The sequence below is a fragment of the Dactylosporangium sp. NPDC049525 genome (genome assembly GCF_040676755.1).
Classification (GTDB): domain Bacteria; phylum Actinomycetota; class Actinomycetes; order Mycobacteriales; family Micromonosporaceae; genus Dactylosporangium.
In genome coordinates, this window is sequence record NZ_JBFAPO010000046.1 from 60,210 (window position 1) to 77,189 (window position 16,980).

General features: G+C 71.7%; 15 protein-coding genes. 9 read left to right on the top strand and 6 right to left on the bottom strand.

The window, feature by feature from the left end:
• Positions 1-411 precede the first annotated feature (411 nt).
• The 4 genes from AB0K00_RS42165 to AB0K00_RS42180 all read left to right on the top strand — a co-directional run bounded on the left by AB0K00_RS42165 (position 412) and on the right by AB0K00_RS42180 (position 4,944).
• The gene (locus tag AB0K00_RS42165) at positions 412-1,416 is read left to right on the top strand and encodes a hypothetical protein (RefSeq protein WP_363533355.1); all 1,005 of its coding nucleotides are present in this window, start codon (positions 412-414) and stop codon (positions 1,414-1,416) included.
• Entirely contained in the window at positions 1,406-2,752 is a 1,347-nt protein-coding gene (locus AB0K00_RS42170) for a glutamine synthetase family protein (protein ID WP_363533358.1), read from the top strand. Before AB0K00_RS42165 ends, AB0K00_RS42170 begins: the two co-directional genes overlap by 11 nt.
• Entirely contained in the window at positions 2,740-3,840 is a 1,101-nt protein-coding gene (locus AB0K00_RS42175) for an amidohydrolase family protein (RefSeq protein ID WP_363533361.1), read from the top strand. Before AB0K00_RS42170 ends, AB0K00_RS42175 begins: the two co-directional genes overlap by 13 nt.
• Before the next feature lie 105 nt (positions 3,841-3,945).
• The gene (locus AB0K00_RS42180; RefSeq protein ID WP_363533363.1) at positions 3,946-4,944 is read left to right on the top strand and encodes a nucleoside hydrolase; all 999 of its coding nucleotides are present in this window, start codon (positions 3,946-3,948) and stop codon (positions 4,942-4,944) included.
• 89 nt (positions 4,945-5,033) lie between these two features.
• Here the strand turns inward: AB0K00_RS42180 and AB0K00_RS42185 are convergent, their stop codons facing one another.
• Positions 5,034-5,687, bottom strand: a complete 654-nt coding sequence (locus AB0K00_RS42185) for an adenylate kinase (RefSeq protein ID WP_363533366.1) — start codon at positions 5,685-5,687, stop codon at positions 5,034-5,036.
• Positions 5,688-5,844: 157 nt separating this feature from the next.
• Between AB0K00_RS42185 and AB0K00_RS42190 the strand changes: the two genes are divergently transcribed.
• On the top strand, positions 5,845-8,115 hold the full coding sequence (locus AB0K00_RS42190) for a LuxR C-terminal-related transcriptional regulator (RefSeq protein ID WP_363533369.1): 2,271 nt from the start codon (positions 5,845-5,847) through the stop codon (positions 8,113-8,115).
• Between the two features lie 113 nt (positions 8,116-8,228).
• Here AB0K00_RS42190 and lepB read toward each other — a convergent pair whose 3' ends face one another.
• Genes lepB through AB0K00_RS42205 form a run of 3 tightly spaced genes read right to left on the bottom strand, consistent with a single transcriptional unit; the run spans position 8,229 to position 11,160 of the window.
• A complete protein-coding gene (gene lepB, locus AB0K00_RS42195) occupies positions 8,229-8,642 on the bottom strand; it encodes a signal peptidase I (RefSeq protein WP_363533372.1) in 414 nt (137 codons plus the stop codon).
• 17 nt (positions 8,643-8,659) lie between these two features.
• On the bottom strand, positions 8,660-10,441 hold the full coding sequence (locus AB0K00_RS42200) for an ABC transporter ATP-binding protein (protein ID WP_363533375.1): 1,782 nt from the start codon (positions 10,439-10,441) through the stop codon (positions 8,660-8,662).
• Positions 10,438-11,160 (bottom strand): redoxin domain-containing protein, encoded by a 723-nt coding sequence (locus AB0K00_RS42205; protein WP_363533378.1) that lies wholly within the window; start codon positions 11,158-11,160, stop codon positions 10,438-10,440. Before AB0K00_RS42205 ends, AB0K00_RS42200 begins: the two co-directional genes overlap by 4 nt.
• Between AB0K00_RS42205 and AB0K00_RS42210 the strand changes: the two genes are divergently transcribed.
• The 3 genes from AB0K00_RS42210 (at position 11,153) to AB0K00_RS42220 (ending at position 13,865) form a co-directional block, all read left to right on the top strand.
• Positions 11,153-11,347, top strand: a complete 195-nt coding sequence (locus AB0K00_RS42210) for a hypothetical protein (protein ID WP_363533381.1) — start codon at positions 11,153-11,155, stop codon at positions 11,345-11,347. The genes AB0K00_RS42205 and AB0K00_RS42210 overlap by 8 nt on opposite strands.
• 119 nt (positions 11,348-11,466) lie before the next feature.
• Entirely contained in the window at positions 11,467-11,991 is a 525-nt protein-coding gene (locus tag AB0K00_RS42215; RefSeq protein WP_363533384.1) for a MauE/DoxX family redox-associated membrane protein, read from the top strand.
• 278 nt (positions 11,992-12,269) lie between these two features.
• Entirely contained in the window at positions 12,270-13,865 is a 1,596-nt protein-coding gene (locus AB0K00_RS42220; protein ID WP_363533387.1) for a BTAD domain-containing putative transcriptional regulator, read from the top strand.
• Between the two features lie 89 nt (positions 13,866-13,954).
• On the opposite strand, the gene AB0K00_RS42225 is transcribed toward AB0K00_RS42220, so the two are convergent.
• Positions 13,955-15,310 (bottom strand): MFS transporter, encoded by a 1,356-nt coding sequence (locus AB0K00_RS42225; RefSeq protein ID WP_363533390.1) that lies wholly within the window; start codon positions 15,308-15,310, stop codon positions 13,955-13,957.
• 119 nt (positions 15,311-15,429) lie between these two features.
• On the opposite strand from AB0K00_RS42225, the gene AB0K00_RS42230 reads away from it, so the two are divergent.
• Positions 15,430-16,305, top strand: coding sequence for a LysR family transcriptional regulator (locus AB0K00_RS42230; protein ID WP_363533392.1), 876 nt, complete (start codon positions 15,430-15,432; stop codon positions 16,303-16,305).
• A 21-nt stretch (positions 16,306-16,326) separates the two neighbouring features.
• On the opposite strand, the gene AB0K00_RS42235 is transcribed toward AB0K00_RS42230, so the two are convergent.
• Positions 16,327-16,944 carry a DUF4386 domain-containing protein gene (locus AB0K00_RS42235; RefSeq protein WP_363533395.1) on the bottom strand — a complete coding sequence of 206 codons (618 nt, stop codon included), beginning with the start codon at positions 16,942-16,944 and terminating at the stop codon, positions 16,327-16,329.
• Positions 16,945-16,980 lie beyond the last annotated feature (36 nt).

The window sequence follows — 16,980 nt, forward strand, 5'->3', positions numbered from 1 at the left end:
CGTCTCCCTGTCGCCGCGCTTCGGTCGGTGCGCCGATGCTAGCGGCTGCAGCGGCATGGTTGAACCGTCCGTAACGCATCGACTCCGCTCAGCCGCCGAGCGGGGCGCATCTCCCTGGTCACCCGGATCGCACCGACTGTTCATCGCCGGTGCGATCCGGCCACTGCCTTCCAGTGGGGTCGGGTACCGGCTCCGGAACCTGCACACACATCGGGATCCGCGGAAGCGCCACCGCCGACAGGACGCGCCGACACAGGCCACACACCCCACGGCTCATCCTCACTCGGTATAGCGGCCAGCTGCGGCCGTCACGTCGGGATCAGGCGCTTATACCTTCCCGGGCGGGGCAGGTCGCACATCGACCGGTGAGCGGCCGGGTCCGGCACGGGCCCGGCCGCAGGGTGAGTCTCTGTGAAGGTGGGCCTTGACGTGCGGGCTTTTTGGGATGCGCTGGCAGCCAGCATTGGTCGTCTCACGCTGGCCGAGTGGATTCAGATCATCTCAGCCATCGGTGCGGTCGCCGCGGCGGTTGCCGCCGCCTCGGCCGCCCGCTCGGGGCGCGGTGCGGCCCGGGCCGCCGCCAAGCAGCTGCCGGAGTTGCAGAAACAGGTCGAGATCAGCGCGGCGCAGTCGAAAGCCGCCGACGAGCAGGTCGTCCTCGCCCAGGAGGTCCTCAAGGCCGCCACGGCGGCGGTCCGGGAAGCGGCCCGTGCCAGGACGGACGAGCGGGCGCCGCTCGTCGTCGCGCTGTTCGAGGCGCCGCAATGGCCCCCGTTGATCGACGCGACGCGTGACCGGATGCCGTACGGGAACGAGCTGCGCCTGCTCGACCAGCGGTCTGTGGCGCAGGCCGAGGCGGCCTCGCCGGCGCGGCTGTTCGCGCGGGACGGGGAACGGAACCGGCTCATGTGGTTCCAGACCCGGGGCGTACTGATCAACGAGGGCACGACCACCGCGCGGGTGCGGCTCGACGACGCGGCTCAGTTCGTGGAGGCGACCGCCGCGCGGCGGGAGCGCCTCCTGCGACCTGGGGAGGTGGCCGCGTTCGAATGGGGGGCGGGGCACACGATTGCGGAGTGGGCGGCCGCCCGCGAGAAACCCGACCCGCCCAACCCGCTCGGCGCCTGCTTCCTGACGATCACCGTGTTCGACTCGTTCGAGCACGGCATCTTCGACCACATCCACGTCGTCATGAGCGGCCGGCCGGTCGTCCCGGTCGACGACTCCTTCGACGAGGTGAGGCTCGCCTCCCGGGAGTCCGACGCGGAGATGGCGGTCACGGTCTTCCCCACCCGCCGCACGTACCGCTCCGACGGTGCACGCAGGGACCCGCTCCCCTGGGACGGCACGTACGCGGCATGGTGGCGGGCAAACGGCCGGCGCGCCACGGAGCTTGGCGTCGGCCATGGAGCGTGAGGAACGCAGCGCCCGTGCGCGCCTGCTCGCCGGCGAGTCGGCCGCCCGCGGGGTACGGGCGGTGGCGCTGACCTTCGTCGACAACGCGGGCATCACCCGGGTGAAGACGGTGCCGATCGACCGGTTCGGGCACGCGGCGGCGTGGGGCGTCGGCATGTCACCGGTCTTCGACGTGTTCCTGCTCGACGACTCGATCACCACCAGCCGCCACGCCGGCGGCCCGGTCGGCGACCTGCGGCTGTACCCGGACCTGGACCGGTTCACCGTGCTCGCCGCCCAACCCGGCTGGGCCTGGGCGCCCGCCGACCGGCTGACCCAGGAGGGCGAGCCGCACCCCGGCTGCCAGCGGATCTTCGCCCTCACCAGTGCCGAGCGCGCCCACAAGCGCGGCGTCGACCTGCGCATGGCGTTCGAGGTCGAGTGGTTCGTCGGCACCGACGACGCCGTGCCGGCGGGCCAGGGCCCCGCGTACGGCATGACCCGCGTCGTGGAGCTGTCCTCGTACGTCGACAGTCTCCTCACCGCGCTGGACGCGCAGGACGTGCCGGTCGAGCAGTTCCACCCGGAGTACGCGCCGGGGCAGCTGGAGCTCTCCGTCGGCGCCGACGACCCCGTGGCCGCGGCGGACCGGCACGTGCTCGTCCGGCAGACCATCCGCGCGGTGTCCCGGTCGTTCGGCCATCGGGTGTCGTTCGCGCCGGTCGTGGTCGCCGGGCAGGTCGGCAACGGCCAGCACCTGCACCTGTCCGCCTGGTCGCACGGCCGCAACCTGTTCAGCGGCGGCGACGGGCCGTACGGGCTCACCCCCCAGGGCGAGACGATCCTGGCCGGGCTGCTCGACCGGCTCCCCGCGCTGACCGCGATCGGCGCACCGAGCGTGGCGAGCCACCTGCGTCTGGTACCCCAGCACTGGGCGGCGCCGTACCAGTGCTGGGGCCACGAGAACCGCGAGGCCGCGCTGCGCCTGGTGACCGGCAGCCTCGGCGAGCGGGACACGGCCGCCAACGCCGAGCTCAAGTGCTGCGACGGCGCGGCGAACCCGTACCTGCTGGTCGGTGCGGTCGCCGCGGTCGTCGCCGGGACCGCGGGCGGTGAGCGGCGGCTGCCGCCGGAGACCCCCGTCGACCCGGCGCTGCTGCCCGACGCCGAGCGACCGCCCCGGCTGCCGCGTGGCGTCGAGGCGGCGATCGACGCACTGCGCCGCGACGACCTGCTCCCGGCGGCCCTCGGCGAACCCTTGCTCGAGGCGTTCTGTGCGGTGCGGCGCGCCGAGGCCGAGCTGTTCCGCAACGCCGAACCGACGGCGGTCGCGGAGGCCAGCCGGTGGCGGTACTGATCGACGCCCACTGCCACACCGTCGTCGCGGGAGAGCTCGACGCGGCGGCATTCGAGCTCGCGTGCACCGAGGCGCAGCTGCCCGCGCCGGCCGGAGTGTCCTATTTGGACAGTCAGGTCGGGCTGGCGGTCCGGCGCTGGTGCGCGCCCGCGCTCGGGCTGCCCAGGCACACGGAGATCGGCGACTACCTCGCCCGCCGTTCGGCCATCGGCTGGCGCGACGCGACGCAGACCCTGCTGCGCTCGGCGGGCCTCGCGACGTTACTGGTCGACACCGGCCTGGCCGGCCCGGACCTGCTCGACGCCGGGACGCTCGCCGGTTTCGCCGGCGCGACGGTACGCGAGGTCGTGCGGCTCGAAGCGGTGGCCGAACACGTGGCGTCCACGGGCGTCGACGCGTCGGGATTCGCCGCCGCGTTCGCGGAGACCCTCGAACGCCGCACGGTGCACGCGGTCGCGGTCAAGTCGGTCATCGCGTATCGCGCCGGGCTGGCCGTGCCCGCCGAGCGCCCGCCGGCGACCGAGGTGCGCCGGGCGACCGGCGACTGGCTGCGCGGGGGCGGTGGACGGCTCACCGATCCCGTGCTGCTGCGCCACCTGCTGTGGGCCGGCGCCGACACGGGACTGCCGCTGCAGGTGCACACCGGCTTCGGCGACCGCGACCTGGCGCTGCCGGCCGCCGATCCCGCGCTCCTCCAGCCGTTCCTCGGCGCCGTCCACGCGCCCGTCGTGTTGCTGCACTGCTACCCGTTCCACCGCCAGGCCGGCTGGCTGGCACAGGTCTATCCGCACGTGTACCTGGACGTCGGCCTGACCGTGGGGCACCTCGGCCTGCGCGCCGACGCGGTGCTGGCCGAGTTCTTCGAGCTCGCCCCGTTCGGCAAGGTGCTCTTCTCCACCGACGCGTACCTGCTGCCCGAGCTGTACCTCGTCGGCGCCGCGCAGTTCCGGCACAGCTTGCGCCGCATGCTGGACACCTGGCGGGCCGACGACGCGATCAGCGCGGCAGACGCGGCGCGGCTCGCCGAGCGAGTGTGCGCCGGCACCGCCCGCCGGGTCTACGCACTCCCGCCGACCGGCCGGGGCTGAGCCTGGCCGACGTTCGTCTGAGCGCCACCCGGTCACTCGGCGCTTCCGAACGATCACCACACGTGGAACGGTGGAGCGACGATCCCGACGACCATCGGAGTTCCCGTGCGCCTACCCCGCCCCGCCCCAGCCCCGGTCCTCGCCACGGTCCTCGCCATGCTCCTCAGCACGGTCCTCGTCGCGGTGGCCGAGCCCGCCGCCGCCGGCCGGGCCGGGCATGCCGGCGGCCCGCCGTCCGGGCCGGTCAGGCTCATTGTCGACACCGACTTCGGCCAGTGGTGGGACGACGTCGCGGCGCTGGCCGTGCTGCACACCGCCGCCAGCACCGGCCGGGTCCAGATTCTCGGCGTGATGTCCGACGTGGACAATCCGTGGAACGCGGCCGGGCTCGACGCCCTCAACACCTGGTACGGACGGCCGGACATCCCGATCGGCGTGCCGTCGGGCGCCGCGGCCGTCGACCAGGCGTACAGCCGCCTGCTCGCCGAGCGCTACCCGCACGCCGGCCGCCCGGTCGACGCGGTCGCGCTGTACCGCCGGCTGCTGCGGTCCCAGCCCGATCACAGCGTCACGATCCTGTCGATCGGCGCACTCACCAACCTCGCGCAGCTCGCCCGCACCGATGCGGCACTCATTGCCCGGAAGGTCGCCCGTACCGTCATCATGGGCGGCGAATACCCGGCGGCGAGCGCACCGGAATGGAACTTCGGCCTGGACCTGCCCGCCACCCGGCAGGTGGTCGCAACCTGGCCCACGCCGGCCGTCTACGACGGATTCGAGATCGGCGCCCAGGTGTTCGCCGGCAACCGGGTCTGCGCCACCCATCCGGCGGGCAGCCCCGTCCGAGCCGTGTTCGACCTGCTCTACCACTGCGGCACGAGCCAGACCGACGGCACCTGGGACCCGACGGCCGCCTACTACGCCGTCGCCGGGACGGGCCGCGTCTACACGCTCGCCGGAGCGGGCGGCCACAACACGGTCGCCGCCGACGGCACGAACGCCTGGGTGCCCGGCGAACGCGGGCAGCGGTACCTCGTCACGACCGACGCCGCCCGGCTCACCGACGCGATCGACGCCCTCATCGACCGGGCCCCGCGGGCCTGACGGCGATCGGCTGCACCGCCGACGGCCTCGGGCCGGGCACACGCCGCGGTCGTCCGGGCTCGCGGCGTGTGCCGGCGTGGCTGAGGCCGTCAGCCGCGCTGCGCCATCGCCGGCGTCAGCATGGTGAGGTCGACCGGGCGGCGCATCTTCTCCGGGACGTTGCGGATCACCGGGCGCAGGACCTCGAGCACCCCGAGGATCTCCCGGCCCACCTCCGCGGCGGTGCGGGTGGCGTCGACGGTGACCAGGATGCCGCGGAAGGCGTACCAGGCCAGGATCGGCTCCGTCATCTGATGGTAGAGCGCCAGCCGGCGCTCGATGACCGGCTCGGTGTCGTCGGAGCGGTGCTCGACAGCGGCGCGGGCCAGCATCCGCTGCCTGACCGTCTCGTCGTCGGCCTTCAGGTGGAGCACCACGTCCGCGGCCATGCCGAGTTCCGTGGAGACGCGGTGAATTGCCCGCGCCTGATCCATGGTGCGTGGCATTCCGTCGAGGACGAAGTCGCCGCCGGCCGCTATCACGTCGTTGAGCGCCTGATGGACCGTGTCGCACAGGACCTCGTCCGGCACCAGTTCCCCGCGATCGAGGTAACCGCTCACGACCCGGCCGGTAGCGGTGCCCCGCTTGACGTGATCACGCAGGATCTCACCCGTGCAGATGTGGGGGATGTTGAAGTGCGCGGCGATCAGCGCACTCTGCGTTCCCTTGCCGGCGCCCGGCGGCGCGATCATTCCGATTCGCATGCTCTTGTCCCGCTCCTCTTGTGCGAAAGTTGAGTGACGCCGACAACGCTAGGAACGCTTGACGTGCCGGGCATCGGTGTTGCTGCCTAATGCGTGACAACCGGCGGTCTAGGTAGTTCCCGGTAGATGCCACCCGATGAGCCAGAAGGTGGAGATCATGACGGGCACTGTGCCAAGCGGCCCACCGACAGCCGCGGCGGCCGGCTTCAACAGGCTGCTGTGCACCAAGCTGTTGCCCCCGCGGCCGTGGCCCGGATGCATGGAGCGTCCGGAGCTGACCAGCGTGTTGTCGGCCCGCGCCGGGCCCGGACGGCTCACCTTCGTCGAGGCGCCCGCCGGTTGGGGGAAGTCGACCGCGCTCGCCGCATGGCTGCGCACCGTGCCCGGCCCCGCGGCGTGGTACTCCGTCGACGAGTCCGACAACGACGCCGTCCGGTTCTGGTCCTACGTGCTGGCCGGCCTGGCCGGGGCCAATGAGGAGGGAACGGGCGTGGGTTGCCGGTCCGGGCGCCTGCTGGCCGCGCCCGGCACCAGCGTGCTCGATGACGTGGTGCCGGTGCTGGTCAACGAGCTGTGTGCGCGGACCGCTGCGGTGACGCTGGTGCTCAACGACTACCACCGCATTCGCGACCCGCAGATCCATGCGACCCTCGGCCGGCTCATCGAACACCTGCCACCGTCATTGAGCCTGGTGGTCAGCAGCCGCTTCGGGCCACCGTCCACCTGGCCGATCAACCGGCTCCGCGCGGAGAACATCCTCGTGGAGGTCGGCGCCGAGGACCTGCGCTTCACCCGCGCACAGGCGGCCCAGCTGCTCACCAAGGAGGTCTGCACGCCGCTGTCCGACGCCGACATCGACGTGCTCTACGACCGGACCGAAGGCTGGCCCGCCGGGCTCCACCTCGCCGCGCTCTCCCTGCAGGGGTGCACCGACCTCCACGGCCTCATCACGGCCTTCTCCGGCACCGTCCGGCACATCACCGACTACCTCATGGAGGAGGTCCTCGACCGGCAGCCACCACCGATGCGGACGTTCCTGCGACGGACGTCGATCCTCGACCGGATGTGCGCGTCGCTCTGCGACCGTGTGACCGACGGCGACGACGCCTCCGGCCAGCTCCACCGGGCCGAGCAGGAGCTGCAGTTCCTGACCGTGCTGGACAATGAGGGGTCGTGGTTCCGGTACCACCATCTCATCGCCGACGTGCTCCAGCGCGAGCTGCAACACACGGAACCCGAGCTCATCCCGGTCCTGCACCGGCGAGCGGCGGCATGGCATCAGGAGCACGGCCTGGCGGTCGACGCCGTCCGGCACGCGCTGGCCGCCGAGGACGTCGCGACCGCCTGCGACTTCATCACCACCGACTACGTCCAAGTGGCCAACGACGGCCAGCTCGCCACGGTGCTCGGCTGGTTCGACGCCATCGGTGAACCGGCCGTGTGCAGTGACACCGACCTGCTCGCGGCCCGCGCGATGACCGCGCTGATCGCCAATGACCTGAGCGTCGCGAAGTCCTGGATCGACCTGGCCGTGCACGCCGACGCCGACGCCGGTGGCCGGTCGCGGGCCGACCTCGGCGCGAAGGAGGCGCTGGTCCAGCAGTTCTACAGCTACGCCTGCGGCGACATGGGCCGGGCGCTCGGCTGGTCGCGGGAGGCCCTCCGCCTGATCCCGCAGGATCAGGTCTGGCACGACCTGAGCCGCTCGAACGCGGCATTCGTCGACACCCGCCTCAACCACTTCGACGAAGCGGTCGAGGGCCACCTTCGCACGCTGGCGCAGGCCGACGCGACCAACCACCACCTGCTCGCCGTGCGCGCCATCGGCGGCCTGTGCAAGCTGTTCGTGCTCCGGGGTGAGCGCGACGCGGCCCGCGAGTGGCTCGACCGCGCGGACACCGACGTCCGCTTCCGCATCCTGGACGAGCACTACCAGACCCACCGGCGGCACCTCGTCCACGGCTGGCTCGAGCTCGCGGACGGCCGGCCGGAGGTCGCCGAACCGCCGCTCACCCGGGCCTATCAGCTGGTCCGCCGGGGCTCGGCCCGGCTGGAACACGTCGAGGTGCTCACCACGCTGGCCCGCGCTCGCGAGCAGCTCGCCCGCGACGGCGACGCGGCCGGGCTACGGGCCGCCGCGGACCAGATCCTCAGCACCTGCCCGGATCCGGGACATCTGCTCGGCCCGCCCGCCGAGGACGAGACGGCCGCCACGCACCCCCGGGTGCCCGGCCCGCACCCGCTCACCCAGCGGGAGTCGACCGTGCTCGCCGTCCTGGCGACCGGCGCCACCAACGCGGAGATCGCACGGAGGCTCTACCTGAGCGAACGCACCGTCGAGGCCCACCTGCGCTCCATCTATCACAAGATCGGAGTGCGCAGCCGCAGCGCGGCCACCCGGTACGCACTGGACAACAACCTCACCTGATCCCCTGCCCGTCCGAACGCGTCCTCCGACAGCGCGCGAAGCGGTGCCCCAGGTGCGGGAGGGGGCCGCGTCGACGACTCCACTGCCCAAGTCTGCCGCGGTCTTGCCGGCGCTCAGCGCGACGGGGCCGCGGTGACCATCCGGCGGACGACGACACCGAGGAGGTGCCGCTCCTCGGCGTATCCGTAGTGCCGGGAGTCGGTGCTGATCGGGCTGTCGCCGAGCAGGACGAGTTTTCCGGACGGCACGGTGAGCTCCGGCACCTCGGCGAGCGGCGGGACCCGGTCGCGGGGCACCGGGTCGCCGGGCACGGCAACCGCCCGTTTGATGACGTGAAAGATCGTGTGCGGGCCGGGGGTGAGCCGCATGACGACGACGTCCCCGGTGCGGATGCGCCCGAGCGTCGTGCGGCGCACGAGCACCCGGTCGCCGTCGGTGAAGGTGGGCAGCATGCTCCCGCCGTCGACGGTGACGACCACAAAACGCCTGCTGGCCCAGATCGCGGCCGCCACCAGACCGAGCACCACAGCGATCGGGATAAATATCATGACGCGTACCCGTTCGCCTGCATCTTGAAGAGCCGGGCGTAGACGCCGCCCGCCTCGATCAGCTCGTCGTGCCCGCCCAGCTCAGTGATCACGCCGTCGTCGAGCACGGCGATCGTGTCGGCCTCCCGCACGGCGTTGAGCCGATGTGAGATCAGCAGGCTGGTGCGGTCGGCGCGGTGCTTGAGCATGCGTTCGTGCACGTCGTGCTCGGCCTCCGGGTCGAGCCCGGAGCTGGGTTCGTCGAGGATCATCAGGTCGCACCCGTCGCGCAGGAAGGCGCGAGCCAGGGCGACCCGCTGCCACTGGCCGCCGGAGAGCATGACGCCGGTGTCGGGCCCGTCCATGCCCGGCCCGGCCGCGAACATCCGCGTGAGCATGGTGTCGTAACCGCGAGGGAGGGCGGCGAGCTTGTCGTGGGCACCGGCGCGGGCCGCGGCCGCGCTGATCCTGTCCAGGTCGTCCAGCGCGCTCAGGTCGCCCACGGCGATGTTGTCGGCGGCCGTGAAGTCGTAGGCCATGTGGTCCTGGAAGACCGCGCCGATCCGCTCGCGCAGCCGGGCCGGGTCGACGTCACGCAGATCGGTGCCGTCCCAGAGAATCGCGCCCTTCGTCGGGTCGTACAGGCGGCAGAGCAGCTTGACCACGGTGGACTTGCCCGCGCCGTTGAGCCCGACCAGCGCCACGGCAGTGCCGTGCGGGATGCTGAGATCGACCCCGCGCAATATCCACGGGTGGTCGGGGCTGTAGCGGAACCATACGTCACGCAGCTCGATCGAGCCCTGCAACCCTGGCAGCGCAACGGGTTCGGCGGCCACCCTGAGATCCGGTCCACTGTGGACGATCTCGGTGAAGTGCCCGAACATCAACAGCCGCTGGTGGGTGCCTGCCGCGTCTCTGATCAATCCGCCCAGCGCCGAGCGGACCCCGGCCACCGCGACGATGAACATCGAGACGTCGCCGATCGTCAGCTGGCTGCGGCGGGCCGCCAGCAGTGCCCACACGATGGCGCCGCCGGTGACGAGGGCACCGAGGGCTTCCAGCCCGGCATGCGTCAGCAGGTCCTTGCGGTCCATCCGCCGCTCGGCGGCATCGGCGGTGCCGCGCTCGCCAAGCAACCGTCCCAACAGGAATGATCCGAGGTTGAAGAGCCGGATCTCCTTGGCGGCCTCGACGGTGGTGAGCAACTGTCCGAAGAAGAACTCGCGGCGCTGGTGCGGCGCGATCTGCCACATCACGCCCGCGCGGCTGCGTGACAGCCCGAACTCGGCCCAGAGCGAGGGGATCGCCGCGACCACGACGACGACGGTCACCACCGGGTTGATCACGGTGAGCGCAACGACGAAACCGATGAGGCTCACGGTGCTGCGGCCGAGCCCGAAGGCCCCGGTCACGAGGTTGCCCGCGGAGCTGACGCCCTGCTGGGCGAGGCGCAGGCGATCGAGGAAGGCCGGGTTCTCGAAGGGCGCGAGGCCCACGAACCGGTCGGTCGCCGTGAAGAGCCGCTTCGAGGCGCCGAGGCTCACCCGGCGGCCCAGATCGTTGCTCAGAAACCTTCCGAGCTGCGGCACCAGGGCGACCACCACGCCGGTGGCCGCGAGCGCGGCCGCAAGCGCCGCGATCGGCCCGTCACCGACGAGCCGATCGAGGATGGACTTCGTCAGCCACGCCACCGTGACGGGTGCGACCGCTTCGACGAGGGTGGTCAGTCCATAGAGGACGGTCAAGGCGGGAGCGGCGCGCCAGACAAGGCGCCCCGCCTCGGCGGCGGTGCGCCTCATCGCATCGACGGCTTCGGCAGCACGGTCATGTCGGTGCCGCTGCTGACGACCTTCCCCGCACCGTCCAGCACGTACAGCGCGGGATAGGTCCGGGACTTGAAGGCCTCGGAGATCTGGCCCTCGAAATTCTCGGTGACCACGCGCGCGACGGGCGTGAGCAGGCCGGCGTATTCACCGGCCTGCCGGACGTCCCCGACGACGACCGCCATGACCTGCGCACGCCCGCCCGGCAGGGTGGCGGCATACTCGGTGAAGGCGGGAATCATTGCGCCACAAGGCTTGCAGCCGGGCGAGAAGAAGGCGACGACGGTCATGGCCGGGAGCATCTCGCGGGAGATCGGCTCGTCATCGGTGGTCGTGGCGGCGAAGTCGGCGACCTGAGTGCCCTCCTCGAGCAGCTGGACCGGGCCGCCACCCACGACGCGCTGGGTGGTGCCGGCAAGAAGCTCGGTGTGCTCGCGGAGACGGCGGATGACACCCATGGTGAGCAGGAGATCGATCACGCACAATGCGCCCACGATCACCACGGCGGCGGTTAGAAGACCCATCGGAAACTCCCCGGGCAGGTTGACATCAGGCCAGGTGACGGTATTCAGCGCGGATACATTGCCGATACTTGCCCGGTACACTTCTGCGGTTTCGCGGTATACAGCGCGTATCGCCGGAATGTACCGATCCTCCTTAGCGTGGCCTGGACGAAAGGAGGGCCAAATGGTCAAGACCATCAACACCATCAGCGACCGGCTGCTGAGCGTCGTTGCCCCCAAGGCAAAGGCGCAGGCGGTGTGTTTCGCAGGCGGCCACGGCTGCAACTACTGCGGCTCGGGCGCGTATCAGTACTGGTACCGCATCTACTGCGAGGGTCAGGGCGTTTACACGTACTACAACCCGTGCGGTAGCTGCTGAAGCGTGATCCAGGCTCCGGCCGTGCCTCCCGTTCCATCGGGCGGCACGGCCGGTGTGCGTATATGCGGATGTATCGGTGATGTGCGTGGTGTGTGCCGGGCGCTCGTACCGTGCCGGGCATGGGATATGTGGCGTTCGGTGCCCAGGTGCTGCTCAGCGTGACCTTCGCGGTCGCGGCGGTGGCGAAGCTGCGTGACCTGGCCGGGTTCCGGGAGTCCCTGGTCCGGTTGCTGCCGGCGGCGCACAAACTGACGGCGGGGATCAGCATGGCGGCGGCGGTCGCGGTACCGGTGGCCGAGCTGACGACCGCAGTGCTGCTCGTCGTGCCGGGCGCGGCGACCGCCGGTACCGTGGCCGCCCTGGTGATGACGGCCGGGTTCACCGCCGTGGTCGGGCTGGCGCTGCGACGCGGGGACCGGGCGCCGTGCCGCTGCTTCGGGGTGTCGACGCGGCGGCTGGGACCGCAGCACCTTCTGCGCAACGTGCTCCTCATGGTCTTCGCGGCGCTGGGCCTCACGGGCGGCGGGACCGAGCCCACCGGTCTCATCGTCGCCGGGTTCGCCGGTGTCGTCGGGGCGCTGCTGGTCGTGTGGGCCGACGACATCGCCGGCCTGTTCAGCGCCGGCCCGGCATATCGCCGATGACGCGCTGTTCGCAGCGTTCTTCGCCGGTACGGTTGTCGGCGCCACCGGTCGGATCCGGGTGCGGTACCTCGTGGTGACCGCCCGCACGGGTGTCGACGGATCCCAGGTCATCGGCGTGATGGTCCGCCGGCCCGGGTGAAGCACCGTGCATCTGCCCGCTGTTTCCGATAGGTGGCAGGGTCTTTACATTCCCTCGCACGTTTGCGAACTTTGCAGCAGATATTGAACGGTGTCGTGCAAGTCCAGGACGAACATCTGTCTGTCTACGGGGAGCAAACGTGAAATTTCAGCTGCTCGGACCAGTTGAGGTGTGGTGCGGTGCGGAGTCCCTGCCGCTCGGACCCAGCAAACAGCGGGCGCTGCTGGTGGCGCTGCTGCTCGACCGGGGCCACGTCGTGCCGATGGAGCGACTCCTCGAAGTGCTGTGGGACGGCGAGCCGCCCAACTCGGCGGTCTCCAACATCCGCACGTACGCATCCCGGCTGCGCGGCGCCATCATCGACGGGTGGCGACGGCCCCGGGTGCACGGCCGACCCCCCGGGTACCTGATCGAGGTCGACGACGACGAACTGGACACGGCCGTCTTCGCGAACCTGGCCGGCGCCGGGTACGCCGCACTCGCCGACGGCAAGCCCGACCGGGCGGCGACGTACTTCCGGGACGCGCTGGACCTGTGGCACGGCGCGGCGGGTGAGGACGTGCCGCGCTCCAGGTGCCTCGACCGGCGGCTGTCCGCGCTGGACGAGCAGCGGCTCGCGGTCGTCGAAGAGTGGATCAACGCGCGGCAGCAGACGCACGGCGACCCGGACCTGATCGCCGACCTGCGCCGGCTGACCGAGAGCCACCCGCTGCGGGAACGGCTCTGGGGGCATCTGGTGCTGGCGCTGTACCGGGTCGGTGACGTCGGCGCCGCCTTGACCGCGTTCCAGCGCGCCCGCACCGTGCTGATCGAGGATCTCGGCGTCGAACCCGGACCGGACCTGGTCCAGCTGCACCAGGCCGTGCTGGCTCGCGACCCGGCGCTGGGCGGGCCGGTCGCGCAGCTGCGGGCGGAGCGGCGCCCGGCCGTCGCGCCGCGGGCCCTGGTCACCACGGTCACCACCTGGACGCCGCGGGAACTGCCGGTCACGGCACCGACGCTGATCGGGCGGGACCGGGAGGTCGCTTCGGTCGTCGCCACCGTCGCGGCGCGCTGCGGCGAGGATGCGGTGCCGGCCGGGAAGCCGGCCGGGATGCCGACCGTTGTGGCGATCCACGGGCCGAGCGGCGCCGGCGCGTCGGCGGTCGCGATCCGGGCCGCGACGGAGCTGATCCCGGTGTTCCCCGACGGTCAGCTGTACGCCGACCTGCGCGCGGCGGGCGCGGCACAGGTGCTCGGCTGGTTCCTGCGGGCCCTGGGTACCCCGGCGGGCCAGGTGCCCAGCGACGTCGAGGAGGCGGCCGCCCGGTTCCGTTCCGCGTCGGCGGACCGCCGATTACTCATCCTGCTGGACAACGCCGCCGACGAGGCGCAGGTACGGCCGCTGCTGAGCGCGACGAGCGGCAGCGCCGTCATCGTCACCAGCGCGCGGAAGCTCGCGGCGCTGGACGCGACCGCGCACGTGAAGGTGGCGCCGCTGAGCGACGACGACGCGATCCGTTTGCTGGCCACGATCTCGGGCACCGCGATCAGCGCCGCGTCCAAGCATTCGCTGCAGACGCTCGTCGAGCTGTGCGGTGGCCTGCCGCTCGCGCTGCGCATCGTGGCGGCCCGGCTGGCCAGCGCCCCCGACGTGCCCCTCGACCGGCTCGCCGCCGAGCTGATCGCCGAACGCCGCCGTTCCCGCGCGCTGTCGTGCGGCGACCTGCGCATCTCGTACCGGTCCGCGGCCTGACGCCGGCGGCAGGTCATTTCCCGCACACACCCAGCCGCATCGATATATCCGTCTCGTGCGCGGTGGTATCGGGGCCGCACCGCCTCTGTTCAGCGGGCCGGAACCTCGGTGGGTTGCGGTGATCCGGGTGCGCCTTGCTGCGTGGGGTCCTCGGGTTCCGGGTGTCCTGGTCCGGGAGTCGTGGCGTTGTGCAGTGCCGTTTCGACTCGGCGGTTGCTGGTCATGGTGGCCGTGACGGCGGTCATGGCCAGGAGAAGGCCGCCGGCGGCGTAGAGCGGGGTGCGCATGTCGTAGGTGGTGGCCAGCCAGCCGCCGAGGAAGGCGCCGAACGGGGCGGCGCACATGGCGAGCATGCGGGAGGTGGAGGCGACCCGGCCCATCAGGTGAGCCGGGACGATCGCCTGCCGGAGGGAGGGCGCGAGCACCATCGTGGCGCCCATCCCCGCCCCGCAGACGGCGAGTGCGAGCCCGGCCACGTACGGATTCGGGGCGGCGGCCAGTCCCAGGACGGCAAGACCCTCGACCGCGGCCGTGCAGGTCAGTGCGGTGCCGGTGCCGAGCCGCCGGCCAAGGAAGGAGGCGACGCCCGAGCCGAGCAGGCCTCCGGCGGCCTCCGCGGTGAGGAGCAACCCGAAGCCGAACGGGCCCATGCCGAGGCGCTCACGGGCGAAGAGGGCCAGGACGGTCTCCACGGCGAGGAAGGCGACGTTCCCGACCGCCGGACGCAGCGCGAGCCCGAGCAGCAGCCGATCCTGGAAGACGTAGGAGGCCCCGGCCCGCGCCTGGCGCAGCAGTGACTCGCGGGCGCCTGCGGTAGGCCGCGGCACCGCGGGCAGTGACCGCACGAGCAGTGCGGACAGTACGAACGACACCATGTCGGCGAGCAGCGGAACCGTCCGCCCGAGCGCGAGCAGCGCACTGCCCGCAGGTGGCCCGGCGAAGCCGGACGCGGCGGTCTGGGTGCCGCGCAGGCGGGCGTTGGCGCGTTCCAGGAGTGCGGGGTCGCGGCCGAGCAGGTCCGGCAGATAGGCCGTGGCGGCCGTGTCGAAGAAGAGCCCTCCGAGGGCGAGCAGGAACGCGACAGCCGACAGCAGCGCAATGCTCAGCACGTCGAGCACGGCCGCGGCCGCCGGCACCGCGAGCAGCACCGCACGCATCGTGTCCGCGACCCACATCGTGCGCCTGCGGTCCCAGCGGTCCACCAGCGCGCCACCGAGCACCCCGAACAGCAGCCAGGGCAGCGTCCCGGCGGCCGTGACGACGGCCAGCGCCATCGGATCCCGGGTCAAGGTCAATGCCAGCAGCGGCACCGCGGCGTGCGTCACCCCGTCACCGAGCGAGGACACCGTCTGCGCGGTCCACAGCCGCCCGAAGCCGGTGGGCAACTTCGCGACCTCATTCCTCGGTGCTGTCCTTGTCCCAATGTCGATCAGGGTTTCGCTCATGGACGCACGATCGCCCCCGCCACCCGCGCGGAACAACGCGAAAGATCGAACCGCCGCTTAAGCCACCGGTTATCGTTCGACGTCGAGCCATACGCGGTGACCGGACGGGAGGCGGACTGGTGGAGCTGCGCGACATCGAGATCTTCCTGGCACTGGCCGAAGAGCTCCACTTCGGGCGTACCGCCGAACGCCTCCACGTGTCCCAGGCGCGGGTCAGCCAGTCGATCAAACAGCAGGAGCGCCGCATCGGCGGTGCCCTGTTCGAGCGGACCAGCCGCAGCGTGCGGCTCACCCCGCTCGGCGAGCGGCTGCGCGACCGGCTCGACGCGGGCTATCGCGAGATCATGGCAGGCATCGACGAGGCCGCCGCTGCGGCTCGCGGACAGGTCGGCACCCTGACCATCGGCACCTTCGACACCCACCACCGGGAGATCGCGGCCGTCCTCGACCTGTTCCGGCAGCGGCATCCGCGATGCGAGCTGCGCATGCGCGAGATCCTCCCCGCCGACCCGTTCGGCGGGCTGCGCGCCGGCCGGGTCGACATCGGCCTGCTCTGGCTGCCCGTCCGCGAGCCCGACCTCACCGTCGGGCCGCAGCTGTACACCGAGCGGCTGGTGCTGGCCGTCTCCTCCGCGCATCCGCTGGCCGGCCGGGACCGGGTCGAGATGGAGGACCTCGGCGATCACCCGGTGGTGGACCTGGAGGGGCCTGTTCCGGACTACGTGTGGCAGGCGCACACCCCGGCCCTGACACCGTCCGGGCGGCCCATCCGGCGCGGCACCCCCGTGGCCACCCTCGAGGAGGCCCTCACGGCGATCGGTGCCGGCAGCGTCGTATCCCCCGTCGGGTCGTACGCCGCCGCCTCCCGGCAGCGTCATGACCTCGCATTCGTGCCCATCACCGACGGCCCGGTCCTGCGGTACGCCCCGGTGTGGCGCAGCGCCGCAGAGACCACACTGGTCCGCGCCTTCGTCCACGCCGCCGGGGGTGGCTGACCTGCCGACCCGCGCGGTCGCTCAGCTCGTCACGAGGGCCGGCGGCTTGGACGCCCGGGTCGGCGACGGTGCGGTGAAGCCCTTCACGATCAGCCAGATCGGCAGGAACACGGCCTCGAACAGTCCACCGGGGGCGAGCAGTACCAGCCCTGGCCCCTCGTTCATGTCGAGAACACCCAGGAGGTCAAGCGGCACACCCAGCGAGAGGGCGGTGTATCCCACGATGCCGAGGATCGCGAGAGGCCGAGGGACCAGCCATGAGGTGAACAGCAGGTACGTGAAGATCAGGCCGCCGGCACCTGTCGGCACGTACACCCACAGCATGTGGTTCGGGACGACCTGCAGCTGGTTCAGCAGGTAGAAGCCGCATGCGGCGGAGACGGCGAACTCGACGATTCTGAGCACCGGATACCAGAAGGCCAGCCGTTTGCTGACGTCCTTCAGGACCCGGTACATGAGCAGGCCGATCCCGACGACAGCGATGCCGGAAGCCATCATGAGCAGCACGCCGGCGGTCATGGGACCCCGTCCGGTGTCACCGTCCACGAATGCCTGGATCAATGAGGTACCGACCATGGCGGTGGCCATCTGGACGAAAAAGAGCACGCCCACGGTGACCGCGATCATCCTTCTTGACATGACGCTCCTTGAACAGGGACCCGAGTGGCCAGCGCC